Here is a 23,151-nt window from a genome sequence, read left to right as displayed (position 1 = left end):
CGCTCACCCGGCGCCGGCCGGCTGCCAGCGGATCCCGTACGCGAAGCCGGGCGCGAGGTGGCGGAACCGGACGTGCACCTCGCCCGCGTCGTCGGTCTCCAGCACCGCGCCGCGCGGTGAGCGCGTGTCGTTCTGGAACGCCTTCTCCAGCAGCACGATCCGGTCCGGCACCCGGTCGCCGAACCGGACGTGCAGGTCGAACAGATCGCACGGGTGCCGCGGCACGCAGATGTAATGCGGTTCCCGCATGTTCGCCCGGAATCGCAGTCCGACGTCATGACGTTGACCGCGTCGCAGCGGCCCCGGCAACCGCAACGACAGCCCGATCCGGTCACTCGACTCCATCGCGCGGCCGGCGAGCACTCCGCCGTGGAACACATCGACGACGAGATCGGACTCGTGCACCGAATCGCCGGATTCACCGGCCGCGGTCAGCGTCAGTGCCAGGTCCAGCTCGGCGATTTCGTCCGCGTCCGCCACCACCCGGCGGAATTCGAACGCCTCGGCCACCGGCTGGTCGAGTGCGAGCGTGACGCGCAGTTCTTCGGTGTGCCAACTCCGGCTCGGATAGCCCGGCCGGAGATCCGGCGGACCGGCCGCCACGGCCATTGCGGCGACCTGCTCGATTCCTTCGTCGATCCGCCGTCGCACGGTCCGGTCGTCGCGGTCGAGCGTGATCGCCGCCCAGTGCACCCGTTCCTGGTAGAACGGCTTCCGCGCGCGCTCGTCCAATGCGAACGCGGCCCGCAGCGCGATCTTCAGATCATCCGGCAACGACTCGACGAGCGGGCGCAATCGGTCCGTGAGTTTACGCCGCACCTCCACGGAGTCGTCATCTTCCAAAATGCCACATGTGGCGCGCAAAGCGGGTCCGACGCGATCCGCGAGCGGTGTGGTGAAAATTCCCCTCCCTTTGCGCAAGACCTTCAGCTCGCCGACCACGTCCGCCGCACTGAGGTCCACCGTTCCTCCCTCGCCGTTCCCGCACGGGCATCAATATTCGTCAGCCCTGACGCCGCTGTCCAGTCGATCATGCGGCGGCAAACGGATCGTTATCCCGCGGTTTCCGGACCTGTCGTCACGCGAAACGGGAAACCTCTTCCCGGCGGCCGCATTCTTGGTGGCCGCACCGATTCCGCAACGGATAACGAAGAGCCGCACCACCCTCGCGCACGAGGTGTCGAAGTAGTCGAATGCGGGCAGTGGAACGGGACGGGAGTCAGGCCGCCACGATGCGCGTCAGCACCGAGGGGACGGCCCGTTCGAGCTCGGCCGCGGCTTCCTCTTCGCCGGCCAGGTGCCGGAGCAGCGCCTGCTGGAAGAGGCCGTCGAGCACCGCGTACGCGACGGCCTGCGGCACGACGACCGGCACGGCGGCCAGCTCGGCGTAGCGCGCGACGACGTGGTGGATCATCTCCTCGCGGCGCCGGTCGATCTCGAGCACGTCGGCGCGGAAGGACTCCTCGAACAGGCTCTGGTTGCGCAGGTCGTACCAGAGCCGGTGCATCTTGGCGTCCGCGCGCAGCGTCGCGGCCATCGCCGCCGCGAAGTCGCGCTCCAGCTCGGCCGCCGTCCGCGCGCGGGCGACGAGCTCGTCGTACCGGGTGACGCACACTTCCTCGAACTGCCGCACGCAGTGGGTCAGCAAGTCGACCTTGTCGGCGAAGTAGTAGTGCAGCACGCCGTGCGAGAACGCCGAGTTCTGCGCGATCTCCCGCAGGCTGGTGCGCGCGTAGCCGAGCTCGGCCAGCGTCCGCAGCGCCGACTCGGCGAGCTGGGCCCGCCGGTCGGCGAACTTGTCCACCCCGCGGCGCGAGATCCGGTCCCGGGTCCGCTCCTTCGCCTCTGTCACCTGCACCGTCCGTCACGTCGTGGTTGCCGGGTCCAGCATATCGAGCACTTGACCAGCTTTTCCTTGACGAGTGTCCAAGATACTCTTGACGACCGTCCAGACCCCGGTGATGCTGGGCGCCGACCGGCTCGAGGAGGAGATGTCGATGGGGCGGCACGACCTGTCCGGGCGCGCGGCGCTGGTCACCGGCGGCGCCGGGGGTCTCGGCGCCGAAATGGCCGCGGCGCTGGCCGAAGCCGGGGCCGCGGTGGTGATCGCCGATGTCCGGGAGGACCAGGGCCGCGCGACGGCGGACGCGCTCAAGCAGACCGGCGCCGCCGCTGTCTTCGTCCGGCTCGACGTCACCGACGACGCGAGCTGGGAGCGGGCCGTCGGCGAAACCATCGCCGAACTCGGCGGCCTGGACATCGTGGTCGCCAACGCCGGCGTCGAGATCTCCGGCCTGATCGCCGACCTCGACCCGGCCGGCCTCCGGCGGATGCTCGACGTCAACGTCCTCGGCACCGCGCTCGCCGTCAAGCACGCGTTCCGCGCGATGCGCCCGGGCGGCCCGGCCGGGAAGGGCGGCGCGGTCGTCACCGTCGCGTCGGTCGACGCGACCGTCGGCGGCGCCGGCTACTCCGCGACGAAGTCCGCGGTCGACCGGCTGACCCGGGTGGCCGCCATGGAAGCCGGGAAGCTCGGCTACGACGTGCGCGTCAACTGCCTCTACCCCGGGCCGGGACCCACCGGAACGGGCCCGCGGCCCGCCCTCGGCGAGGTCACCGACCTGGCCGGCGCCGTCGTGTTCCTCGCCTCCGACGCCGCCCGCTTCGTCACCGGCGCCGGCCTGCCGGTCGACGGCGACCTGGGTCCGTGACCGCTGAGCCGCTTGCCGGGGCCGAAGCTTCTCCGGGTTCCGCACCGCCCGGATCCGCCTGATCACGCCGCCGCGCTCCGCCACCAGCCCGGGGCGGCCGTTCACCGTCCGCTCGGCCAGCGTCATCGCCGGAACCCTGACCGGAGGGACCGATCATGCTGCGTGGCATCCGGGCCGAGCTGACCAAGCAGGTCCGCCGCCCCGCGAGCTGGCTGCTGCACCGCCGTGACATCGCCTGATGAGGCGGTACCGGCCACCGGTGCGGTGAGCCGGTACCGCCGTGCGCGCGGTGTAGTGTTTGCCGGTCCGACCGGTGGGTGACCCACGTGAGGTGCCATGACAGTGCGGCGGTACCCAGTCGCGGCCCTGCTCGTCTTCCTCACGGTGGCCCTGGTCGTGGTCAACGGCTTCGCGTTCTGGGGCGACACCTTCGCCTTGTGGATCGACGACGCCATGCAGCTGAGCGCCGGGGTCGCGGCGGTCGTCTGCGGCGCCCTGGTCGCGCGCCGCGTCCGCGGGCACCAGCGCTGGTGGCGCGTGCTCGTCGCGGTCGGCATGGCCGGCTGGTCGCTCGGCCAGTGCGTCTGGTCGTGGTACCAGCTGGTCGACGGGCGCGGGCTGCCGTCGCCGTCGCTGGCCGACGTCGGCTACCTGAGCTTCCCGGTGTTCGCGCTCGCCGCCCTGTTCGTCCTGGCGCGGGCGCGGATCCGGCCGGACCGCGAACGCTTCCAGCCCGCCCAGTGGACGGCGCACTTCGGCGTCGCGGTGGTGCTCGACGGCCTGATCGTCACCGGCTCGCTGTTCATCCTCACCTGGACCGCGGCGCTCGGGCAGCTGGTGCGGGCCACCGCACCGGACAAGCTGACCTGGGCCGTCGCCATCTCCTACCCGTTGTCGGACCTGGTGATCGTGGTCGTCGCCGTGCTGCTGGTCGTGTTCGACCGGGTGGACCGGCCCTACCGCACGAACCTGCTGCTGGCCGCGGTCGGGATCGTCGCGCTGGCCGCGTCCGACAGCGTGTTCGCCTACCTGGTCAGCATCGGCGCGGAAAGCATGAAGCCGTGGTCGGACGGCGGGTTCGTGCTCGGGCCGCTGTTCATCGCCTTCGCCCTGCTGGTGACGCCCGGCCAGCGGCGGCGCGACGAGGCCGGCTCGCCGGGCGGGGTCGACTGGTGGCAGCTGGCCCTGCCGTACGTCCCGGTGACGGCGGTGGCGCTGCTGATCACGGCGCAGCTGCTGGCGGGCGCCGGGCCGGACGGCGTCGAGGTGTTCGTCGGCGTGCTGGTGGTGTTCCTCGTGCTCGCCCGGCAGCTGCTTTCCTTGCTGGACAACAGGTTGCTGCTGCGCCGGGTCTACGACGGGCAGCAGCAGCTGACCCACCAGGCTTACCACGACCCGCTGACCGGCCTCGCCAACCGCGCGCTGTTCGCCGACCGGCTGGACCGGGCCGTGGAGTCCACCGATCGCACCCTCGTGCTGATCTTCGTCGACCTGGACGACTTCAAGGAGGTCAACGACCGGTTCGGGCACGCCGGCGGCGACGTCCTGCTGCACGCCGTCGCCCAGCGGCTGCTGAGCTGCGTGCGCGCGGGCGACACGGTCGCGCGCCTGGGCGGCGACGAGTTCGCGATCCTCCTGGAAGGCGAGCTGGACGCGCCGCAGGCGGTCGCCGACCGGATCCAGGGCGTGTTGCGGCGGCCGTTCGCGGTGCACGGCACGCTCGTCCCGGTCCGCGCGAGCATGGGCCTGGTGGTGCCGGACCCGGCCGAGCCGCTGGTGACGTCGGACGTGCTGCTGGGCCGCGCGGACACGTCGATGTACGCGGGCAAGCGGCTGGGCAAGGACACGACCGTCGTCTACCGGCCGTCGCAGGACGGCCCGCCGGACTTCCCGTCGGCCCTGCGCCGGGCTTCCGGCGGTATCCCGGAAGGCTTCGGCCTGGTGTTCCAGCCGATCGTCCGGCTGGCCGACGAGGTCCCGGTGGCGGTGGAGGCGCTGGCCCGCTGGAGCACGCGCGACGGGACGGTGGTGTCGCCGGAGACGTTCGTCCGCTCGGCCGAAAGCGCCGGCCTCGGCGCCGAACTGGACGCGCTGGTGCTGGACCTCGCGTGCCGGGAGATCAGCAAGGCCGGGCTGGACCTGACGGTGCACGTGAACGTGTGCGCGAGCCGCCTCGGCGCGGCGGCGCTGGAGCAGAGCGTCGGATCCGCGCTGGAACGCTACGGGCTGCCGGCGTCCCGGCTGGTCGTCGAGATCACCGAGACGGTGCCGGTGCCGGACCTGGCGGCGGGAGCGGCGGCGATCCGGCGGTTGCAGGAGCTGGGCGTGCGGGTGGCGCTGGACGACTTCGGCGCGGGGTACAGCTCGCTGACGGTCCTGCACGCGCTGCCGGTCGACCTGATCAAGCTGGACCGGGCGCTGACGACGGGAGTCCAGCCCGAGCGGGACGCGGCGCTGTGCCGGTCGCTGGTCGGGCTGTGCGCGGACCTGGAGCTGGACGTGGTCGCGGAGGGGATCGAGACGGCCGAGCAGGCGTCGCTGGTCATCGCGGCGGGGTGCACCACGGCGCAGGGCTACCTGTACGGCCGCCCCGCGCCGCTTTCGGCACTGCGCCTGCCGACGATCCCCGCCGCGGCTGGTCGTGAGTGAGAAACAGTGTTCTAACCCTGTTTCTCACTCACGACCTCCTCAGCCCACGCCGGGTGGGAGGACGCCGAAGATCGTCGCCGTCGAGCCGGCGCCCTTGCGGTTGATCGGGCCGCCCGCCAGCACCCACGCCCCGGTCGTCGGCAGGGCCTTCAGGTTCGCCAGGATCTCCAGGCTGATCCGGTGCCGCTGGTAGACGAGCTTCGACACCGTGTACGTCTCGTCGGTGCCGACGTCCGGGCTGAACGTGTCGGTGCCGGTGCCGCCTCGGCGGCCGAGCCGTCCCGTGTCGATCAGCCACTTGACCGCCGGGATCGAGAACCCGGGCTGGTGCAGCACGCCGTCCGCGCCCGTGTTCGGGTAGGCCGGGGTGCCCCACTTGGCGTCCCAGCCGGTCCAGAGCACGACGACGGCCTCGTCCGGGATCCGGCCGTGGCGCTTCTCCCACGCCTTGAGGTCGTCGATGGTGACGCCGTAGTCGGGGTTCGCCGCGGCCTTCGCTCTCACGTCGATCTTCACCGCGGGCCGGAATAGATCCGCCGGGTCCATGTCGTCGGCCAGCGGCTGACCGGTGTTGAAGTGGCCGGGCGCGCCCCAGTGCGTGCCGGTGTGCTCGCCTTCGCGGACGAACTGGAGGTAGTAGCCGTCGTCGGGGATCGTGGCGATGGTTTCCAGCGTGAAGGCCGGGTCGCCGGGGAACACGTTGGTCGTGGCGGGGTCGTTGACGTGCGAGAGGTTGACCAGGTTCAGCTGGTCCAGCCGCACCGGCGGCGTCGCCGGTTGCGCGGCCTGGGCCGTCCGCCCGGACAGCGCGGCGCCGAACACCCCGGCCAGCCCCGCGGCCAGCACCCTGCGTCTCATCGGCATGGGGATCACCTTTCACCGGAACACCGCCCGTACGGCGGCCTGCACGGTGATATCACCCGAGCCGCGCGGGGCCAAGGAGTTGCGCGAGGATGAACGCATGGACGACGACATCGAAGACCACGCCGACGAAGGCATCCTGGACCCCGAAGACACTTTGGACGACCGCGACGAGCTGGCGGAGGGTTATTCACCGCCGGAACGCCCGCGGGGCACCGAAGAATGGGGCACCACCGCGCGCGAGGCCGCCGAAGGCGAGAGCTGGGAAGGCCGGCTGGCCCGCGAGGAACCGGACGTCTCGGACGAGGAGGGCGACGGTCTCGGCGACAGCGAGGACTCCGACGGCGAGCTGATCGACGACGAGGTCGGCGACGTCCGCGCGGGCCGCCTGGTGGCGACGGACGAGGGCTTCGGCGCGGACAGCGACGAGGAGCTGTACGCGTCCGACGCGGGCATCGACGGCGGCGCGGCGTCGGCGGAGGAAGCGGCCGTCCACGTGATCGACCCGTCGCGGCGCTGGTGACATGACCGGCGCCCGCCACGGGGCCGGACCCACCCCCACGACGGGTCCGGCCCCGATTTCGCGAGCGGCCTAATCCTTTCCCCCGACCGGCGCGTGGGGTAGGCGGCAGAGCGGTCATGTCCGGATCCGGCCGGACCCGCCCGCGCTGCCGGAAGGGGACACCGATGCTCGAAGGGCTGCTGACACCCGGCGCCGGCGCGCTGTACGACGCGATGGTGCGCACCGGGCCGCTACCGCTGGACGACCCGCGGGCCGAGGGCCCGGAGATGCGGGAGCTGTTCGACCGCGGGTTCGTGCGCCGCGACTACCGCGACGACCCGGTGATCGCGCCGATGGAGCCGGTGCGCGCGGTCGACCACGCCATTCTCGGCGCGCAGCAGCAGCTGCTGGAGCAGCAGCGGCAGATCGTCGCCGCGCGCCAGCAGCTCGACGTGCTGCAGGCGGTGTACCGGGCGGCGAACGGTTCGGGCGGCAACGCGGCCGTCGAGGTGCTGACCGACCCGCGGCGCATCGGCTCGCTGTCGCTGGAGCTGTGCCTGTCCGCGCGCGAGGAGTTCCTGACGTTCACGACGCGCCACTTCAAGCGCAAGCCGGACGCGAGCACGGTGATGCGGCTGCCGGAGGCGGTGACCGAGCGCGGGGTCGCCTTGCGCAACGTGTACGAGCGCGCGGCGCTGGAGTTCGAGGGCGCGAAAGAGGTCGTCGACGCGAGCGTGGCCGCCGGCTGGACCATGCGCGTGGCGCCGGAGCTGCCGATGAAGATGGTGATCGCGGACCGCCATTCGGCGCTGGTCCCCCTCGACCCGAGCGGCATGGAGGGCGCGCTGTTCGTCCGAAGCCCGACGATCGTGGCGTCGTTGCGGATGCTGTTCGAGCTGGTCTGGAGCCAGGCGGTGGCGGTGCACGGCCCGGCGTCCCAGCCGCGCCACGGGCTGACGACGACCCAGGCGAAGGTCTTGGACCTGCTGGCCACGGGCATGACGGACGGCGCGATCGCCCGCCACCTGGACGTGAGCGAGCGGACGGTCCGCAGGCACGTCCAGGGGTTGCTGGAGGCCCTGCAGGCGGACAACCGGGTGGCGGCGGTCTTCGCGGCGACCCGGCTGGGCTGGCTGGGCTGAGCGACCGCGCGGGTGGGTTGACCAGAGCCCGGCTTCGGCCCGCGGTGCTACTCCAGTTTCTTGCACTGCGGCGGGCCGCCGGTCCAGATCCAGACGCACTGGCCGGGGGGCCGGACCGCGGGACCGCCGTCGCTCGCCACGGCGGCGGCGGCGGTTGCGGGTGCGGCGGCCGCCAGCGGTGCGCCCAGCGTGCCGATGACCGCCGCCGCGGCCAGGCCTGTCAACGCTCGCGTGATCATGGTCTTCCCTCCCGCGAAGTGATCTTCCGCCGCCAACCTAAGGCCGGGACGCCGTGCACCGGCAGGGGCGGGTTCGGCCACTGTCCGCTACCGGCCACGGCGGCCCGGCAGCCCAGCAAGCGCCAGCCGGAGTCTGCTCGAAACCGGCCGGAACCGGACATGGCCGCCCTCGACCGGTGTGCTCGAGCGCGTCCCCTCCTACCGTCGAGGCATGGGCGACGAGCCACCTCCACGCTGGTGGGCCGAAGACGGCGCCCACCCCCGGCCGGACCCCGCGGGCTGGTGGCCGGAAGCCGACACCCTGCACTGGGTCCACGTCCGCCCCGATGACGACCCTCCCGGCTAGGCGTGCCCCCGTCGGCTCCTCAAACGCGGTTGTACTCGCGCACCGCGTCGAGGTACCCGGAAATCGCGTCCCGGTTGCGCAGCAGGCACTCCGCCCGGCGCGCCATCCGGTCGCGCTCTTCCTCCAGCGTCGCGATCATCTCCGGGGTCGCGTCCGGGAAGTAGATCGCGCGGGGCTTGTCGAGGCAGGGCAGGATCTGCTTGATGATGCGGGTGGGCAGCCCCGCGTCGAGGAGCCCGCGCACCTGGATCACGCGATCGACCGTCGCGGAATCGTAGTCGCGGTAGCCGTTCGCCCCGCGGGACGCGATGATCAGGCCCTGCTCCTCGTAGTACCGGAGCAGCCGGCGGGACGTGCCGGTGCGTTCGGACAGCTCCCCGATGCGCATGTGCGCCACCTCACGTAGACCTTCACACGTATGTGAGGGTTCGAGCATAGCGGCATGACGCGCTCCCTCCTCGCCCTCACCACCGCCGCGTTCGTCACCGTGCTGACCGAAGCGCTGCCCGCCGGCGTGCTGCCCGGCATGAGCGCCGGCCTCGGCGTCGGTGAGGCGGCGGCCGGCCAGGCCGTGACGGTCTACGCCCTCGGCACCGCCCTCACCGCGATCCCCCTCTCCGCGGCCACCGCGGCCTGGCCCCGCAAACGCTTGCTGCTGGCCGGCGTGGGCGGGTTCGCCGTCGCCAACACCGTGACGGCGCTGTCCTCCGCCTACCCGCTCACCATGGTCGCCCGGTTCGTCGCCGGAGTGGCCGCGGGCGTCGTCTGGGCGCTGCTGGCCGGGTACGCGCGCCGGCTCGCGCCGCCGGAACGCCAGGGCCGGGCCATCGCCGTCGTGATGGCGGGCATTCCCCTGGCCCTGTCGCTCGGGATCCCGGCCGGGACGTTCCTCGGCGGCCTGTTCGGCTGGCGCTCGGCGTTCGGCGCCATGTCGGCGATCGCCGTCGTGCTGCTCGGCTGGATTGCCGTGGGGGTCCCGGACCAGCCCGGACAGGCCGGCGGCCGGGTGCCGGTCCGGCGCACGCTCACCGTGCCGGGCGTCCTGCCCGTGCTGGCCGTGACGCTGGTGTTCGTACTGGCCCACACCGTGCTCTACACCTACGTCGCCGCGTTCCTCGGCCACGCCGGGATGGGCGACGCGGTGGACGTCGTCCTGCTGGTGTTCGGCGTCGCGTCGATGGCCGGGATCTGGGTCGTCGGCACGCGCATCGACCGCGCGCTGCCCACGCTGACGGTCCTCAGCACGATCCTGGTCGCGGTGGCCGCGACGATCCTGGCGACCGCGGCGGGCAGCCCGGTGCTGGTCTACGCCGCCGTCGCGCTGTGGGGCCTCGGCTGGGGCGGCGTCCCCACGCTCCTGCAGACCGCGGCCGGGAACGCGGGCGGCGACGCGGCCGACAACGCGCAGGCCATGCTCGTCACGCTGTGGAACGCGGCGATGGCCGCGGGCGGCGTGGCCGGCGGTGTCCTGCTCGACGCCGCCGGGCCCGCGGCCTTCCCCTGGACGCTGCTCGTGCTCCTGGTCCCGGTGCTCGCCGTGGTGCTCGGCGCCCGGCGGCACGGGTTCCCGGTGGTGTCCTGAATGGACGAAGGGCCCGGGCGGGTTCGCGCCCGGGCCCTCCAGCTCGAGGATTCAGCAGCGGCCGGCGATGGCCCGCAGCAGTTCGGCGTTCGCGGTGTCACCCGACAGCTCCCAGGCGAACACGCCGCCCAGCCCCTGCGACTTCGCGTAGCCGGCCTTCGCCGACGCCGTTTCGGGCGTGTCGTAGCTCCACCACTGCGAGCCGCACTTCGCGTACGCCGTACCGGCGATCTTGCCGTTGGCCGGACACGTCGTCTTGAGCACCTTGTAGTCCTCGACGCCCGCTTCGTACGTGCCCGGAGCGGGGCCGGTCGCCGTGCCGCCGGGCTGCTTCTGCGTGACGCCGTCCCAGCCGCGGCCGTAGAACCCGAGGCCCAGCAACATCTTCGACGACGGGACGCCCTGGTGGCGCAGCTTCTGGATCGCCGCGTCGGCGTAGAACCCGGCGGTCGGGATGCCCGCGTAGGAGCGCAGCGGGGAGTGCGGCGCGGTGGGTCCGGTCGGCTGGCCGCCGGCGACGAAGTAGTCGTACGTCATCACGTTGTACCAGTCGAGGTAGCGGCTCGCCCCGGCGTAGTCGGTGGCGTCGATCTTGCCGTTCTTCGAGCCGTCCGCGGTGATCGCGGCCGTGACCAGCTGGTGCCCGAACTTCGCCCGCAGCGCCTTGACCAGCGCCGTGAACGCCTTCGGCCCGCTTTCGTCGCAGGTGTTGCCGCAGGCGTTCGGGTACTCCCAGTCGACGTCGATGCCGTCGAAGACGCCCGCCCAGCGCGGGTCGTTGACGAGGTTGTAGCAGGACTCGGCGAACGCGGCGGGGTTCTTGGCCGCCTCGGTGAAGCCGGCCGACCAGGTCCAGCCACCGAAGGACCACAGCACCTTGAGCTTCGGGTTCAGCTTCTTCAGCTGGAGGATCTGGTTGAAGCTGCCGTGCAGCGCGCCGGGCTCGGCGCTGTCGGCCTGGCCGCTGACGCTCATCGTGGCGTCGTAGGGCATGTCGTGGTCGGCCCACGGGTCGCCGACGGCGCAACCGCCGCCGGTCACGTTGCCGAACGCGTAGTTGAGGTGGGTCAGCTTCGCGGCCGAACCGGACGTCTCGATGTCCTTGACGTGGTAGTTGCGGGCGTAGACGTCCCAGTCGGCGAAGTAGGCCATCACCTTGTCCTGGGAGTGACCGCCCCCGGACGGCCCCGCTTCGGCGGCGGGCGGCGCGACGACGGCGGCACCGGCGAGCGCCAGCGCTGCGGTGGCGAAGGCGCTGGCGATGCGTTTTCTCATGCGGAGCACGAAATTCTCCTTCGGCGAGCCGGCCGGTCGGACGCGCCGAGACTAACAGGTCCAGACCACTGCGGACCAGAGCGAAACGTTGTGGCCAAAGGGTTTCTCGGTACCCCCGGAGCCGGGTGCGGATTCACGGCGTGCGATGATCGGTCGATGACCGAGTTCGGCTGCGCGCGCTGCTCGGGCGAAGACGCCCTGACCGCGCTGGCGTTCTGCACGACCCGCCTGCGTGAAATCCACCGCCTGGTCGAGAAGTCCCACTTCAGCATCGCGCTACGGGTTTGCCCGGAATGCCGGCAGGCGTTCGCCGCGATCTTCACGGAGTTCGGCGACGGGACCGGCGGCGAAGACGCGCAGTACTTCGACTTCGTCCCGCTCACCCCCGCCGAAGTGACCACAATGGCCGCACAGGGGTCCCGAGTGGATCTCGTCCGGCTGGGTGCGCTCGGCAGCCTCCGGCGGCGGCTTTCGTCGAGCTGGCCACGCGGCAAGGAGAAGCGGATCGCGTGGCGGACGGACACCCTTTCGGTGCGCGAAGGCTACTGAGCCAGCCGGAGGATCGCGGCGGCCGAACGGTCGACGTCCGCTTCCGTCGTCATCCAGTTGGACACCGAAATCCGTAGGTACCGGCGGCCGCGCCAGGTGGTTCCGCCGAGCCAACAGGTGCCGTCGCGCTGAATCCGGTCGATGACCGCGTCGGTCCGGGCGTCGTCGCCGAACGACACCAGGACCTGGTTGAGGACGACGTCGTTCGCGATCCCGGCGCCACCGGCCGCGAGGGTTTTCGCGAAGCGGCGCGCCAGCCGGCAACAGCGGTCCACGAGCTCCGCGACGCCGTCGCGACCCAGCTCCCGCAGCGCCGCCCAGACCGCGAAGCCGCGGGCGCGGCGCGACGACTCCAGCGTCAGGTCGCCCATGCCGGACACCTCGCCGGCGCCGGTCAGGTAGGCGGCGCGGTAGGCGATCGCCCCGGCGTGGACCTCGGGGCGCGCGCAGAAGACGAACCCGGAGTCGTAGGGGACGTTGAGCCACTTGTGGCCGTCGCAGGCCCAGGAGTCGGCCAGCTCGACGCCGTCGAGCAGGCCCGCGGTCCCCGGGTTGGCGGCGGCCCAGAGGCCGAAGGCGCCGTCGACGTGGATCCAGGCGTTCTCCGCGGCCGCTCGGGCGGCCCTGAGGTCGTCGCAGGCGCCGGTGTTCACGTTGCCGGCCTGCAGGCAGACGATCGTGGGGCCGTCGCCGGCCTTCCGCGCGAGGTCGTCGAGGTCGATGGCGCCTTGCGGCCCGGCCTTCACCGGCTCGACGGCCCGCGTGCCGAACCCGAGCAGCCTCAGTGCGCGGTCGACGGTGGCGTGCCGCTCCTCACTCGCGAGGACGCGGACACGCGGGGCACCGGCGAGCCCGTCGCGCTCGACGTCCCACCCGGCCTCGGCGAGGACGTGGTGCCGCGCGGCGGCCAGCCCGACGGTGTTCGCGGCCTGCCCACCGGTGACGAAGCCGGCGGAGGCGGTGGCGGGGATGCCGAGCAGCTCCTTGAGCCAGGTCCCGGCGGCCTCTTCGGCGGCGGCCGCGGCCGGGGAGAGAACGGCGTTGAAGCCGTTCTGGTCCCAGCCGGTGGCCAGCACGTCCGCGGCCGTGGCGGCGGGCAGGGCACCCCCGATGACGAAGCCGAAGAACCGCGGGCCGGCGGTGGCGACGAGGCCGGGCTCGGCGGCCCGCGCGAGTTCTTCCAGGACGGCCCCGGGCGGGGTCGGGCCGTCCGGGAGCGGGCCCCCGAAGGCGGCGTTCAGGGCGGCGGTGTCGACGGCACGGGCGACGGGCCGGTCGGCGAGGGAAGCCCGGTGGTCGGCGGCCAGCTCGGCGGCGCGGGCCAGGAGGTCACGCAGTTCGTCCACGGCCCGACTCTAGGCCGCCTTCGGGTGCGCGGCCCGCACGTTTTCCCGGGCCAGCTCGACGGTCGTCGCGATGCGCCGCCGCCGCGTCTCCTGGCGCCTGGCCTTGGCGATCCACTCCAGGATGAGCCGCTTCGACGACGGCGGGAACGCCGCGAAGTGCCCGGCCGCGACGGCGTCGAAGGCCCGCTCGAGGTCCGGCGGGATGACGCCGTCCTGCGCTTCGGCCAGCGCGTCCCAGGTCCCCGTGCGCCGGGCGAGGTCGACCATCGCCTGGCCCGCCGGCGTCATCCGCCCCGCCGCGGTCAGCCGCTCGACGCGGTCGCGGTTCACCCGGCTCCATGTGCTCTTCGGATTCCGCGGGGTGAAGCAGAGGTACGTGCTTTCCGCGTCCCGCTTCAGCGCTTTGCTGTCGATCCAGCCGAAGCACAGCGCCTGCTCCATCGCCTCGTGGACCAGCACGCCGGGAGCGCTGCTGTGCTTGCGCCGGATGACCAGCCACACCGACGACGCCGTGCCGGCCGACGACGTCAGCCACTCCCGCCACTGCCCGGCCGACGTGACGTCCACCACCGCGATGCCTGCCAAAGTCTCCATGCCCACATCGTCGGGGGTGAAGTGTTCATCTTCTGAGCACTTTCACCGGGAACAACCGAGGGCCGCCCGGCGTAGCGTCCTGGTATGGAGACTCCGTTGAGCACCGACCGGCTCGTGATCCGGGACTGGACGGTGGACGACGCCGAAGCCGCGTTCGAGATTTACGGCGCGGAGGACGTGACGCACTGGCTGACCCCGGCCATGGATCGCGTCGGCGACGTCGGCGCGATGCGTGCGGTCCTGCAGGCCTGGGCCGAGGTGCAGCCGAACCTGCCGCCGCCGCGCGGCCGGTGGGCCGTCGAGCGCAAGGAGGACGGCGTGGTGATCGGCGGCCTCGGCATCCGGCTGCTGCCGCCGTTCGAAGAGGACCTCGAGCTGAGCTGGCAGCTGAGCCCGGGTGTCTGGGGCCAGGGCTACGCGTCGGAGGCCTCGACCGCGCTGATCGAGTGGGCGTTCACCCAGGACACCGACGAGCTGTTCGCCGTGGCGCGGCCGAACAACACACGCGCGATCGCCGTCGCGAAGCGGCTCGGCATGCAGTGGGTCGGCGAGACGGAGAAGTACTACAACCTGCGGCTCCAGGTGTACCGGATCCGGCACACCGACCTCATCGGCTGACCGGCTCCAGCAGGAAGACGCGGATTTCGCGGTCGCCGGCGCGCACGGCGTAGCGGTCGTAGGCCGGCCAGTACGACGCGACGGCGTCCCACATCTCCTGACGCTCGTCACCGGTCAGGAGCCGTCCGGCGATCTCGACGGTCCGGCCGCCGATCGCGACCGTCGCCTTCGGCTGGGCCAGCAGGTTCCCCGACCACGCCGGGTGCGCCTCGCCGCCCCAGTTGGAGCCGATGACGACGTACCCGCCGGCGCGCTCGACGTACAGGAGCGGCACCTGCCGGGGTGCACCGCTGCGGCGCCCGACCGTGGTGAGCAGCAGCGTCCGCAACCCGACCGCCGCGCCGACGCCGACCCGGCCGCCGCTGATCCGCAGCAGCACCCGGTCGGCGGGCACGAGCGCCCGCCCGAGCACCGCGAACGCCTTGCTCTTGCCGAAACCGGCGAACACCCCGCGCAACCCAGCCACGGCCGAACCCTAGCGGCTCACCACCCCGAGGGCGCGGGCGGCGGCACGACCGGCGGCCGGTCGTCGCAGGTGATCGTGTTCGGCAGCAGCCAGGGAGCCAGCCAGCTGCCGTTGCCGCCGAGGTCCGTCAGCGCGAACTCCGATCCCGTCGGCGGGAAGGTGAACGAGCCGCAGTTGTTCACGGCCACCGCGCCGACGTTGCGCGCCTCGACGTTCCGGAACGACGCCGACCCCGCCGAGCGGGCGCTGAGCACCGACGTTCCGGTGCCGTCGACGCGCAGGTCGGCGAACTTCAGCCCGGTGATCGAGTACTTGTCCTTCACCGGGAAGTCGCTGACCAGCATGATCGCGTTGTAGGTGGTGTCGAGGAAGTGGTCGCCGGTCACCGAGACGTCCGCGGCGATGTCCTTCTCCAGCGCGTAGAACCAGATCGCGCCGAGGCCGATCTTCCAGTTCAGCTCGAACGTCCCGGCCCGCACCGTCGTGTTGTCCTTGATCCGCAGCGTCCCGGCGAACGGCTCGGCGCCGAACCGCGACCCCACCTGGATCGCGCTGCCTTCGCGGATCGGGTCGGCGATCAGGTTGCCCGACACCGTGTTGTCGACGCCGCCGTACAGCGCGATCCCGTTGGCCAGCACCGGCGTCTGGACGGTGTTGTGGTCGAACGTGTTCCGCGCGTCCTGGGTCTTCTCCGACCACAGGGCCAGTCCGTCGTCGCCGGTGTTGCGGACGAAGTTGTTCGCCACCACCGAGTCCGTCACGCCCGTGTGGAAGTTGAGGCCGTCGGCGACCTGGTCGGCGATGACGTTGTCCGTGATCTTCGTGCCGCGCATCGGCCCGTCGAACCACAGGCCGACCTTCGTGTGGTGGAGGTACAACGAGTCCACAGTGGAGTCGCTGAGCGCGCCGCCGATCGCGTTGACCTGGTCGGTGTCGACGCGTTCGCGGACGTCGCCTTCGATCGCGAAGCCGGAAAGGTGGACGTGGTGGCTGCCCCCGGCCGAAGCGGGCTTGCCGTAGAAGCCGACGCCGGTGTGCACCGACCCGTCGGGGTCGGGCGTGCCGAGCGCCACCTCGTGTCCCTTGACGATCGTGTACCAGCTGCCGGCGCCCTCGATCGTGACGTCGTCGACGACGATGTGCCGGTTGACCTGGTACGTCCCGGGCGGCAGGTAGACCGCGAGGTGAGCGCGCCGGGCGAAGGAGATGGCACGGTCGAGGGCGTCGGCCGAGTCGCGGCGGCCGGTCGGGTCGGCGCCGAAGAGCAGCGCGTTGGCCGCGAAGGGAACGAACCGCGGCGGTGCGACGAGTTCGGAGTCGAGCAGGTCGAGGACCGTCCACGCGGCGGCGCTTCCGGCCGGGACGGTGAGCCGGACCTTGTCCCCCGCCCGGTAGGAGCGGCCGAGCAGGAGCCGCTGCTCGTCGTAGAAGTGGCTGGGGCGGAACGGCTTTTCGACGACCGGCGCGGGCGTGGTCGCCGCGGGCACGCACGAGCACTCGGTGATCCACCAGTCCGGGTGCAGCAGGCCCGCATCCGGGTCGTTGCTGAACGGGTACTGGTTGTACAGCCAGGAGTACTGCGAAGTCAGCGTCATGCGCTGCCGGTGGGCGCCGTTCACGGTGACGTCGAGCGGCGCGGTGATCCCGCCGCCCCGGGGCGCGTCCGGGACGCTGTAGCGGACGGTGATCGCGTTCGCGGCGGCGGGCAGCGTGAACTCGACGTACTGCCCCGGCGTCACCTTCACCGCCCGGCGGCCGGAGGCTTCGGACGGGAGCGTGTAGGCCGAGCGGTCCGGGCCGATCACGACACCGTCGGTGCGCGCGTTCTCCGCCTCCTGCTCGAGGAAGCCGACGTTCGCGCCACGCCCGGCGACCAGCGCCGGATCGAGCGCGGCCCGCGTGACGACGGGCCGCCCGGCGGCCGACGCGGGAACGGCCACCGCGAGCAGGGTGACGACCGCGGCCAGCACGGTTCCGAAGGTGCGTCGCGCCATCGCGGACCTCGATTCTCGAGTGGAGTGCCGCGGAAGATTAGGTCGCCACGCACCCGGATCACAAGGTTTTGCCAGAACTTACTCTGAAATTGCACACATCCGTACGGATGTTGCGCAACCGAACGTCTGACAGAGTGGGCCCATGACCGGTCCCGCATCCGCCGCCGACGTCTTCGACGCGCTCGGCAAGGACTACGAACACGCCTTCCGGAACCTCGCCGAGCAGCGAGCCGCGATCACCGCGCTGGCCGAGCGGCTGCCCGCGGGCGCGGCGGTGCTCGACGTCGGCTCGGGGACCGGCCGCCCGGTCGCGGACCTGCTCACCGCGGCCGGCCACCCGGTGACCGGGTACGACGTCGCGCCGAAGATGGTCGAGATCGCGCGAGCCCAGGTGCCCGCGGCCCGGTTCGAGGCGGGCGACATGCGCGAACTGTCCTTCGAAGCCGGGACCTGGGACGCGATCACGGCGTTCTTCTCGATGCTGCAGCTCCCCCGCGCCGACCAGGACACGATGATCGGCCGGTTCGCGGACTGGCTGAAACCCGGTGGCCTGCTCGTGTTCGCCACCGTGCCCGCCGACGTGGACGGCGTCGACATCGTCTTCATGGGACACCCGGTCCGCGCGAGCAGCTTCCCCGCCGAGGTCCTCGCGGAGAAGCTCCGCGCGACCGGCCTGGAGATCGTCCGCGAGGACCAGGCCCGGTTCGTGCCGGATCACCCCGGGGCCGGACCCGAGCCGCACGTGTACTTCACCGCGCGCAAGCCTTCATGAGTCGATCGTGGCGTCAACCCCTCACCGGGCCGATCACTCAGTGGACATGAATTTTGCTCAAGTTCGTGCGTGTCCCGGGCCGCGGACCCGAGCTAAAGTGAGGGATGGGCATTGAAGCTCTCGCCAGGCCGGTGCCTCGCGAACACCGCGAGCTGGTGCGCGAGATGCTGGCCAGGCTGCCCGAGTTCGCCGACCGGCTCGCCCGCCTGCTCAGCGAAGAAGACGAGTTCTACCGCCAGGTCGAGCACGTCGCGCCGGGCGAGCTGCGCCAGGTCTGCCAGGCCAACCTCGAGCGCGCGCTGACCGCGCTGGTCGAGGGCCGCGGGCTCGCCCTCGACGCCGCCCGCAAGACCGGGCTCGTCCAGGCGCGGCAAGGCATCCCGCTGCCCGCGGTGTTGCGCGCCTTCCGCATCGGCGGCACCTTCGTCTACGAAGCCCTCCTCGAGCTCGCCGGGCCGGAGTTCCTCAACCCGACCCGGACGATCGAGATCAACTCCTACGTCTGGAAGGCGATCGACCTCTACTCCGACGCCCTGACCACGGCGTACGAGCAGGTCGCGGCCGAGCCGTCGCACGCCGACGCGCGGCGGCTGGACGACCTCTTCCGCGGCCGGCTCACCAGCCAGGCCGACATGGAAGCCGCCGCCCGGGACCTGGGCCTGCCGACCGCGGGCATGTTCGTCGTCGTGGTGACCGAGCGCGTCGAGCCCGACGAGCAGGACACCGTCGAGGCGCTGCTGCGCGCCCGCCGCTGGCGCTCGGCCTGGCGGCCCGGCGGCGAAGCGGGACTGGTCGCGATCGACCGCATCGAGGACGTCCGGCGGCTGCGCGAAGTGCTGGGCTCGCTGCCGGTGGCGGCCGGGATGAGCAAGCCGTTCAGCGGGTTCCCGGACGTCCCGGACGCACTGCACCGGGCCCGGATCGCCCGCCGCTCGCTGCCCACGGCGACCGCGGGCGTGGTGGTGTTCGGCGACTCGCCGGTGACGACGCTGGTCGCCGCCGCGCCGGGGATGGCCCGCGACGTCGTGCGGTCCGCGCTGGCCGGCGTGCTCGCCCTGCCGGGCGCGGAACGCAAGGTCATGCTCGACACGCTGCTCGCGTGGTTCGCGGGCCACGGGTCGGCGAAGGAGGCCGCGGACCGGCTGTTCGTGCACCCCAACACCGTTCGCTACCGGCTGCGCCGCGTGCAGGACCTGACCAAGCGCGATCTGACCGACCCGGTCGACATCGGCGAGCTGTACGTCGCCCTCGAATCGGTGCGGCTCGATCCGGAGACATCGTAGGTCGACACCTAACGATTGACTTTCGATAGATATCCGGCGATAGTCGTCGCATGCTGACCGAAAGACGCGCGGTCGCCGCGCTCCGGGTGTTCCTCGTGGTGCTGTTCGCCGTGCTCGTCGTGTTCCAGACGCTTTCGCTGCCGGGCGGGATCGCCTACCACACGCAGCAGAACCCGCACGACGCTCCGCTGCGCTGGCCGCTGACCGCCATCGCGGTGTTCCTCGTGCTGTGCGTCCAGGTGGTGGTCGTCGCGACCTGGCAGCTGCTGACGCTGGTCAAGAAGGACCGGATCTTCACCCCGGCGTCGCTGAAGTGGGTCGACGCGATCGTCTGGGCGATCGGTGCCGCGTGGCTGGTGTTCGTCGGCATGCTGATCTTCGTCGGCTTCAACGCGGACGACCCGGGGATGCCGATGCTGCTGTTCCTGGTGACCGTGGGGATCACCGTCCTCGGCCTGCTGATGGTGGTCATGCGCGCGCTGCTGCGGCAGGCCACCACCCTGCGGACCGACCTGGAAGCGGTCATCTGATGGCGATCGTCGTGCGCATCGACGTCGAACTGGCCAAACGCAAGCTGAGCGTCGGGGAGTTCGCCGAGAAGGTCGGGCTGACGCCGGCCAACGTCGCGGTGCTGAAGAACGGCCGCGCCAAGGCGGTCCGGTTCAGCACCCTCGAAGCCATGTGCCGCGTGCTCGGCTGCCAGCCCGGCGACCTCCTGGAGTGGGTCGACGACTAGAACTCGCCGCGGTGGCGCCGGGTGGCATCGGCCGCCGCGGCGAACCCGTGGTCGAGCATCTCCTTCTCGTACTCCGCGACGGCGTCGGGCAGCGGTACGCCCGAGACCAGCCGGCCGGCGAGCAGGCCCGCGTCGTGCAGCGCGACCCCGGCGCTGACGCCGGCGGGCGGCATCGGGTGCGCCGCGTCGCCGACGAGGGTCACCGGGCCCGGGGCCCACGGCTCGGGCCGCTCGGAGGTGTGGACGTTCGACGGCACCACGTACGCCGGATCGCCCAGCCGGATCAGCTCCCGCAGCGACGAATGCCAGCCGGCGAGCGTCTTCGCCGCCAGGTCGACCAGGTCCCCGGCGGCCAGCCGGAAGAGGTCCGGGCCGAACCGGCCCGACGGGGCGGCGACGGCCCACATGACGTAGTCCCGGCCCGGCGGGAAACCGAACTCGGCCGGGTCGCGCCGGAAACGCTGCGCGGCGAGGGCGAGCCCGCGGCCGTCCTCGTCGTTCACCCCGAGGAAGCCTTCGAGCGCCGCGTCCGGGGTCAGGGCGCGGGCTTCGGCGGTCAGCGGCGTGCGGCCGTAGATCAGCCGGGCGTCCTCGACGGTCACCGGGAAGTCCGGCAGCAGCTGCCGCCGGATGCCGGAGCCGACGCCGTCGGCGGCGACGAGCAGGTCGCCGTCTTCGGTGGTGCCGTCGGTGAACCGGACTCGCACGCGGCCGTCGTCCAGCAGGCGGTAGCCGGCGAACCCGGCACCGAAGCGCGTGCGGCCGCCGAGGTCGCGCAGCATGATCCGGCGCAGCGTCAGCCGGTCGACGGTGATCCCGGCGTAGGCGTCCGGCGGTAACGGGATCTCGGTGAACGTCCCGAGGCCGGGGCCGGCCGTGGTGACCCCGCGGCCGGTCACGCAGGACGTCGCGGCGGCCTGCTCGTACACCTCGGACGGCAGCCACTCGCGCAATGCCGCGTCGCCTTCGCCGCCGATGTGGATCCGGTAGCCCTGCGCGCGGGCGTCGACGGCGGCGTCCCGTTCGAAGAGCAGGACGTCGACGCCGTGCCGGCGCAGGCCGTGGGCCAGGCACGGGCCGGCCAGCCCGGCACCGCTGATGAGGACTCGCATGACTACCCCCGTAATGAGATGATCTCAACTGAGACCATCTCAGATGCTAGCATCACCGTCATGGAGGCTCAACCAGTCGATCCGGCGGCCATCGGGATGCTGCTCAACCGCGCCCACCGGCTGGCCCGCGCGCACGCCAACGACGCGGCGCGGCCGACCGGCATCGAGCTGCAGCACGCCGGCGTGCTCACGGCGGTCCGGGCGGGCGGGGTCCGCAGCCAGCGCGAGCTCGGCGCGGCCCTCGGGGTCGACAAGTCCACCCTGGTCCGCATCGTCGACGACCTGGAGCACCGGAACCTGGTGCGGCGGCAGCGATCCGCGAGCGACCGGCGGGCCTACGAGATCGTGATCACCGAGGAAGGCGAGCGACGCCTCGACGAGGCGGGCGACCTGTTCGCGGAGGCCGTGGCCGGGCTGCTGAAGGTGTTCGACGACGCGGACCAGCGCCGGCTGCACGAGCTGCTGACCCGGTTCGTGGCGCAGGAGTCGTGAGTGGGAAACCGTGTTCTAACCCAGTTTCTCACTCACGACCAGCCGCGGCAGACCGGCTAAGCCGCGTCCGCCTCCACCAGCCTCGCCAGCTCCAGCAGCGTGCCTTCGAAGCCGGGGCCCGCGCTGAGTGCCACCGTCAGCGGGCCTCCGCGGCGGCCGGTTCCCACCGGGAGGGTCACCGCCGGTTCCGTCCACTGGGGACGGTCCACGCCGGCCGAGACGACGACGTCCGGGCGGGGCGGCGGGCGGCGGCCGGCGTCGAGGTCGAGCACCACGTTGCCGTGCAGGGAAAGCAGGGCCGCCACGTCGGCGACGGCGTCGCGCAGCTCGCGGTCGGCGATCGAGTCCGAATGGGCGCCGATCGCCGCCCGGGACGGCTCGCCGCCGAGCCTCGGCACGATCACGGCGAGGTCGCCCGGGGTGCAGGCGAGCACGCGGATGCCGGGCACGCCGGCGAGCGGGTCGGTCAGCGTGATTCCCGCGCTCGCGGCCGCCGCCACGATCCGGGCCCGCCAGCGCGCGGTGGCCGCGATGGCGACCAGCGAGGGGTCCTGGGGCAAAAGGGGGTTTCCTTTGCGGTACGGCGCGGCGGAGGGAGGATCGTCCGATGGTGGGCCCATGCCCGTTGTGCCCGGGAACAAACTTGTTTGGTCACTTGGTCCGAACGGCGGCGCGCATGCGGCTGTCCGGTCGCACCGGGTGGCTGTGACCGCCGGTCACACTTTGACGCGCGGCGTGGCGCGGGCCACTATCCGCAGCACCTGATTACCGCCGGGTAATTTGGGTGTCGACGGAGACTGACCCAGGAGGACCGTTGCGACGTGCTTTCGGCCTGATCTTGCTGGCACTGGGCGTTTTCGCGGTCGCCGGGGCGGTGCTCCTCCCCACGTACGTCTACCCGAAGCTCGCCAAGGTGCCCCTCGACCAGGACTCGACGTCGGTGCTCGAAGGCACCGCGAGCAAGGTCCTCGCCGTGACCGACGACGGGTCCGGCCCGGTCTCGAACATCCGCGAGAACGCCAAGCTGACCGCCGTGGGCCACGTGCAGGCGAACTTCGCCGCGCCGGAGATGCAGGCGGACACCGACTACGCGGTCTGGCTGCTGGCGGTGCAGGTCACCGACGACGCCGACGGCACGGTGCTCAGCGCGAGCAAGCGGCAGGTCTGCTTCGACCGGCGCACCGGCGAGGGCTACGAGCCGCGAGGCAGCAACAACCCGCAGTGCGACGCCAGGAGCAGCTACGTCACCGAGCTGAAGGACAAGGCCGACAAGGACGGCCAGAAGCCGCCCGAGACGAACGTCGAAAAGGCGCAGCCCGGCCTGAACTTCAAGTTCCCCTTCGGCACCGAGCAGAAGGACTACAAGGTCTACGACGACAACACCGAGGCGGCCGTCACCGCCCGCTACGCCGGCACCGAGACGGTGAACGGGATCGAGACCTACAAGTTCGTCCAGGACATCCCCGACACGAAGCTCTCCTCGAAGAAGGTGCCCGGCTCGCTCGTCGGCTCCGACCAGTCCTCGGTGGACGCCGACCTCTACTACCGCGGTGTCAACACGATGTGGGTGGAGCCGGTCACCGGGATCGAGGTCAAGCAGCAGCAACAGCAGCACCAGGAGCTGCGCGTCGGCACCAGCGGCAGCTCGACGGTCGTGTTCGACGGGACGCTCGCCTACAACGGCCGGACCATCGCGCAGATGGTCGACCAGGTGAACGCGAACAAGGGCAAGCTGGAGTTCCTGTCGAGCACCGGCCCGCTCTGGCTCGGCATCGGCGGCGGCGTGCTGATCATCGTCGCGATCGTCCTGCTGGCCCGCCGCCGCCCGCCGGAGCCCCCGACGTCGCACCGGCGGCGGCAGGTCGCCTACGCGGGTAGCTGA

The 23,151-nt window shown here is 72.0% G+C and carries 26 protein-coding genes; 14 read left to right on the top strand and 12 right to left on the bottom strand.

From position 1 onward, the window contains the following. Nucleotides 1-3: 3 nt before the first annotated feature. Both AA23TX_RS05760 and AA23TX_RS05755 read right to left on the bottom strand, forming a co-directional pair. Nucleotides 4-795 carry a hypothetical protein gene (locus AA23TX_RS05760; RefSeq protein ID WP_230862357.1) on the bottom strand — a complete coding sequence of 264 codons (792 nt, stop codon included), beginning with the start codon at nucleotides 793-795 and terminating at the stop codon, nucleotides 4-6. 424 nt (nucleotides 796-1,219) lie between these two features. Continuing rightward, on the bottom strand, nucleotides 1,220-1,852 hold the full coding sequence (locus AA23TX_RS05755; protein WP_155541535.1) for a TetR/AcrR family transcriptional regulator: 633 nt from the start codon (nucleotides 1,850-1,852) through the stop codon (nucleotides 1,220-1,222). Between the two features lie 70 nt (nucleotides 1,853-1,922). Here AA23TX_RS05755 and AA23TX_RS05750 point away from each other — a divergent pair, with 70 nt between their 5' ends. Both AA23TX_RS05750 and AA23TX_RS05745 read left to right on the top strand, forming a co-directional pair. Next, the gene (locus AA23TX_RS05750; protein ID WP_230862356.1) at nucleotides 1,923-2,711 is read left to right on the top strand and encodes an SDR family NAD(P)-dependent oxidoreductase; all 789 of its coding nucleotides are present in this window, start codon (nucleotides 1,923-1,925) and stop codon (nucleotides 2,709-2,711) included. Nucleotides 2,712-3,047: 336 nt separating this feature from the next. After that, nucleotides 3,048-5,360: a putative bifunctional diguanylate cyclase/phosphodiesterase gene (locus AA23TX_RS05745; RefSeq protein WP_155541534.1), complete on the top strand. Its 2,313-nt coding sequence runs from the start codon at nucleotides 3,048-3,050 to the stop codon at nucleotides 5,358-5,360. Between the two features lie 39 nt (nucleotides 5,361-5,399). Here the strand turns inward: AA23TX_RS05745 and AA23TX_RS05740 are convergent, their stop codons facing one another. After that, nucleotides 5,400-6,224, bottom strand: coding sequence for a cyclase family protein (locus tag AA23TX_RS05740; RefSeq protein WP_155541533.1), 825 nt, complete (start codon nucleotides 6,222-6,224; stop codon nucleotides 5,400-5,402). Between the two features lie 97 nt (nucleotides 6,225-6,321). Here AA23TX_RS05740 and AA23TX_RS05735 point away from each other — a divergent pair, with 97 nt between their 5' ends. Together AA23TX_RS05735 and AA23TX_RS05730 are read left to right on the top strand one after the other, a co-directional pair. Further along, entirely contained in the window at nucleotides 6,322-6,744 is a 423-nt protein-coding gene (locus tag AA23TX_RS05735; RefSeq protein ID WP_155541532.1) for a DUF5709 domain-containing protein, read from the top strand. 164 nt (nucleotides 6,745-6,908) lie between these two features. Beyond that, nucleotides 6,909-7,865: a LuxR C-terminal-related transcriptional regulator gene (locus AA23TX_RS05730; protein ID WP_196425191.1), complete on the top strand. Its 957-nt coding sequence runs from the start codon at nucleotides 6,909-6,911 to the stop codon at nucleotides 7,863-7,865. A gap of 47 nt (nucleotides 7,866-7,912) precedes the next feature. Here the strand turns inward: AA23TX_RS05730 and AA23TX_RS05725 are convergent, their stop codons facing one another. Further along, on the bottom strand, nucleotides 7,913-8,104 hold the full coding sequence (locus AA23TX_RS05725) for a hypothetical protein (protein ID WP_155541530.1): 192 nt from the start codon (nucleotides 8,102-8,104) through the stop codon (nucleotides 7,913-7,915). Between the two features lie 211 nt (nucleotides 8,105-8,315). Between AA23TX_RS05725 and AA23TX_RS50700 the strand changes: the two genes are divergently transcribed. Further along, on the top strand, nucleotides 8,316-8,450 hold the full coding sequence (locus AA23TX_RS50700; RefSeq protein ID WP_277875373.1) for a hypothetical protein: 135 nt from the start codon (nucleotides 8,316-8,318) through the stop codon (nucleotides 8,448-8,450). A 19-nt stretch (nucleotides 8,451-8,469) separates the two neighbouring features. Here the strand turns inward: AA23TX_RS50700 and AA23TX_RS05720 are convergent, their stop codons facing one another. Next, entirely contained in the window at nucleotides 8,470-8,838 is a 369-nt protein-coding gene (locus tag AA23TX_RS05720) for a MerR family transcriptional regulator (RefSeq protein WP_155541529.1), read from the bottom strand. Nucleotides 8,839-8,892: 54 nt separating this feature from the next. Here AA23TX_RS05720 and AA23TX_RS05715 point away from each other — a divergent pair, with 54 nt between their 5' ends. Beyond that, nucleotides 8,893-10,032 (top strand): MFS transporter, encoded by a 1,140-nt coding sequence (locus AA23TX_RS05715; protein ID WP_155541528.1) that lies wholly within the window; start codon nucleotides 8,893-8,895, stop codon nucleotides 10,030-10,032. Nucleotides 10,033-10,083: 51 nt separating this feature from the next. On the opposite strand, the gene AA23TX_RS05710 is transcribed toward AA23TX_RS05715, so the two are convergent. Next, nucleotides 10,084-11,307 carry a glycoside hydrolase family 18 protein gene (locus AA23TX_RS05710; RefSeq protein WP_439328746.1) on the bottom strand — a complete coding sequence of 408 codons (1,224 nt, stop codon included), beginning with the start codon at nucleotides 11,305-11,307 and terminating at the stop codon, nucleotides 10,084-10,086. 156 nt (nucleotides 11,308-11,463) lie between these two features. Between AA23TX_RS05710 and AA23TX_RS05705 the strand changes: the two genes are divergently transcribed. Further along, nucleotides 11,464-11,856 (top strand): hypothetical protein, encoded by a 393-nt coding sequence (locus tag AA23TX_RS05705; RefSeq protein ID WP_155541526.1) that lies wholly within the window; start codon nucleotides 11,464-11,466, stop codon nucleotides 11,854-11,856. Here AA23TX_RS05705 and AA23TX_RS05700 read toward each other — a convergent pair. After that, the gene (locus tag AA23TX_RS05700; protein ID WP_155544276.1) at nucleotides 11,850-13,193 is read right to left on the bottom strand and encodes a pyridoxal phosphate-dependent decarboxylase family protein; all 1,344 of its coding nucleotides are present in this window, start codon (nucleotides 13,191-13,193) and stop codon (nucleotides 11,850-11,852) included. The two genes, AA23TX_RS05705 and AA23TX_RS05700, sit on opposite strands and share 7 nt — an antisense overlap. Before the next feature lie 18 nt (nucleotides 13,194-13,211). Continuing rightward, nucleotides 13,212-13,796 (bottom strand): YdeI/OmpD-associated family protein, encoded by a 585-nt coding sequence (locus tag AA23TX_RS05695; protein WP_155541525.1) that lies wholly within the window; start codon nucleotides 13,794-13,796, stop codon nucleotides 13,212-13,214. A gap of 84 nt (nucleotides 13,797-13,880) precedes the next feature. Between AA23TX_RS05695 and AA23TX_RS05690 the strand changes: the two genes are divergently transcribed. Next, complete coding sequence (locus AA23TX_RS05690) at nucleotides 13,881-14,414, top strand: GNAT family N-acetyltransferase (RefSeq protein ID WP_155541524.1); 534 nt, start codon at nucleotides 13,881-13,883, stop codon at nucleotides 14,412-14,414. On the opposite strand, the gene AA23TX_RS05685 is transcribed toward AA23TX_RS05690, so the two are convergent. Both AA23TX_RS05685 and AA23TX_RS05680 read right to left on the bottom strand, forming a co-directional pair. Continuing rightward, a complete protein-coding gene (locus tag AA23TX_RS05685) occupies nucleotides 14,404-14,871 on the bottom strand; it encodes a nitroreductase family deazaflavin-dependent oxidoreductase (RefSeq protein ID WP_196425414.1) in 468 nt (155 codons plus the stop codon). The genes AA23TX_RS05690 and AA23TX_RS05685 overlap by 11 nt on opposite strands. Before the next feature lie 26 nt (nucleotides 14,872-14,897). Beyond that, nucleotides 14,898-16,874, bottom strand: coding sequence for a glycosyl hydrolase family 28-related protein (locus tag AA23TX_RS05680; RefSeq protein WP_155541522.1), 1,977 nt, complete (start codon nucleotides 16,872-16,874; stop codon nucleotides 14,898-14,900). Nucleotides 16,875-17,016: 142 nt separating this feature from the next. Here AA23TX_RS05680 and AA23TX_RS05675 point away from each other — a divergent pair, with 142 nt between their 5' ends. From AA23TX_RS05675 to AA23TX_RS05660, 4 genes are all read left to right on the top strand, one after another. Next, nucleotides 17,017-17,646, top strand: a complete 630-nt coding sequence (locus AA23TX_RS05675) for a class I SAM-dependent methyltransferase (protein ID WP_155541521.1) — start codon at nucleotides 17,017-17,019, stop codon at nucleotides 17,644-17,646. Between the two features lie 104 nt (nucleotides 17,647-17,750). After that, the gene (locus AA23TX_RS05670) at nucleotides 17,751-18,929 is read left to right on the top strand and encodes a PucR family transcriptional regulator (RefSeq protein WP_155541520.1); all 1,179 of its coding nucleotides are present in this window, start codon (nucleotides 17,751-17,753) and stop codon (nucleotides 18,927-18,929) included. Nucleotides 18,930-18,979: 50 nt separating this feature from the next. Beyond that, complete coding sequence (locus AA23TX_RS05665; RefSeq protein ID WP_155541519.1) at nucleotides 18,980-19,459, top strand: DUF2975 domain-containing protein; 480 nt, start codon at nucleotides 18,980-18,982, stop codon at nucleotides 19,457-19,459. Continuing rightward, nucleotides 19,459-19,665: a helix-turn-helix domain-containing protein gene (locus AA23TX_RS05660; protein ID WP_155541518.1), complete on the top strand. Its 207-nt coding sequence runs from the start codon at nucleotides 19,459-19,461 to the stop codon at nucleotides 19,663-19,665. The genes AA23TX_RS05665 and AA23TX_RS05660 overlap by 1 nt, the downstream gene beginning before the upstream one ends. Here the strand turns inward: AA23TX_RS05660 and AA23TX_RS05655 are convergent. Next, nucleotides 19,662-20,777, bottom strand: coding sequence for an FAD-dependent oxidoreductase (locus tag AA23TX_RS05655; RefSeq protein WP_155541517.1), 1,116 nt, complete (start codon nucleotides 20,775-20,777; stop codon nucleotides 19,662-19,664). The genes AA23TX_RS05660 and AA23TX_RS05655 overlap by 4 nt on opposite strands. Nucleotides 20,778-20,837: 60 nt before the next feature. Here AA23TX_RS05655 and AA23TX_RS05650 point away from each other — a divergent pair, with 60 nt between their 5' ends. Next, a complete protein-coding gene (locus tag AA23TX_RS05650) occupies nucleotides 20,838-21,269 on the top strand; it encodes a MarR family winged helix-turn-helix transcriptional regulator (RefSeq protein WP_196425189.1) in 432 nt (143 codons plus the stop codon). Nucleotides 21,270-21,325: 56 nt separating this feature from the next. Here the strand turns inward: AA23TX_RS05650 and AA23TX_RS05645 are convergent, their stop codons facing one another. Further along, nucleotides 21,326-21,829 (bottom strand): hypothetical protein, encoded by a 504-nt coding sequence (locus AA23TX_RS05645; RefSeq protein WP_196425188.1) that lies wholly within the window; start codon nucleotides 21,827-21,829, stop codon nucleotides 21,326-21,328. 254 nt (nucleotides 21,830-22,083) lie between these two features. On the opposite strand from AA23TX_RS05645, the gene pgfA reads away from it, so the two are divergent. Then, a complete protein-coding gene (pgfA, locus tag AA23TX_RS05640; RefSeq protein WP_155541515.1) occupies nucleotides 22,084-23,151 on the top strand; it encodes a cell envelope lipid trafficking protein PgfA in 1,068 nt (355 codons plus the stop codon).

Source organism: Amycolatopsis camponoti (assembly GCF_902497555.1).
GTDB lineage: Bacteria > Actinomycetota > Actinomycetes > Mycobacteriales > Pseudonocardiaceae > Amycolatopsis > Amycolatopsis camponoti.
The sequence above is the reverse complement of the archived record's forward strand: the minus strand, read 5'-3'. Positions and strand labels throughout refer to the sequence as shown.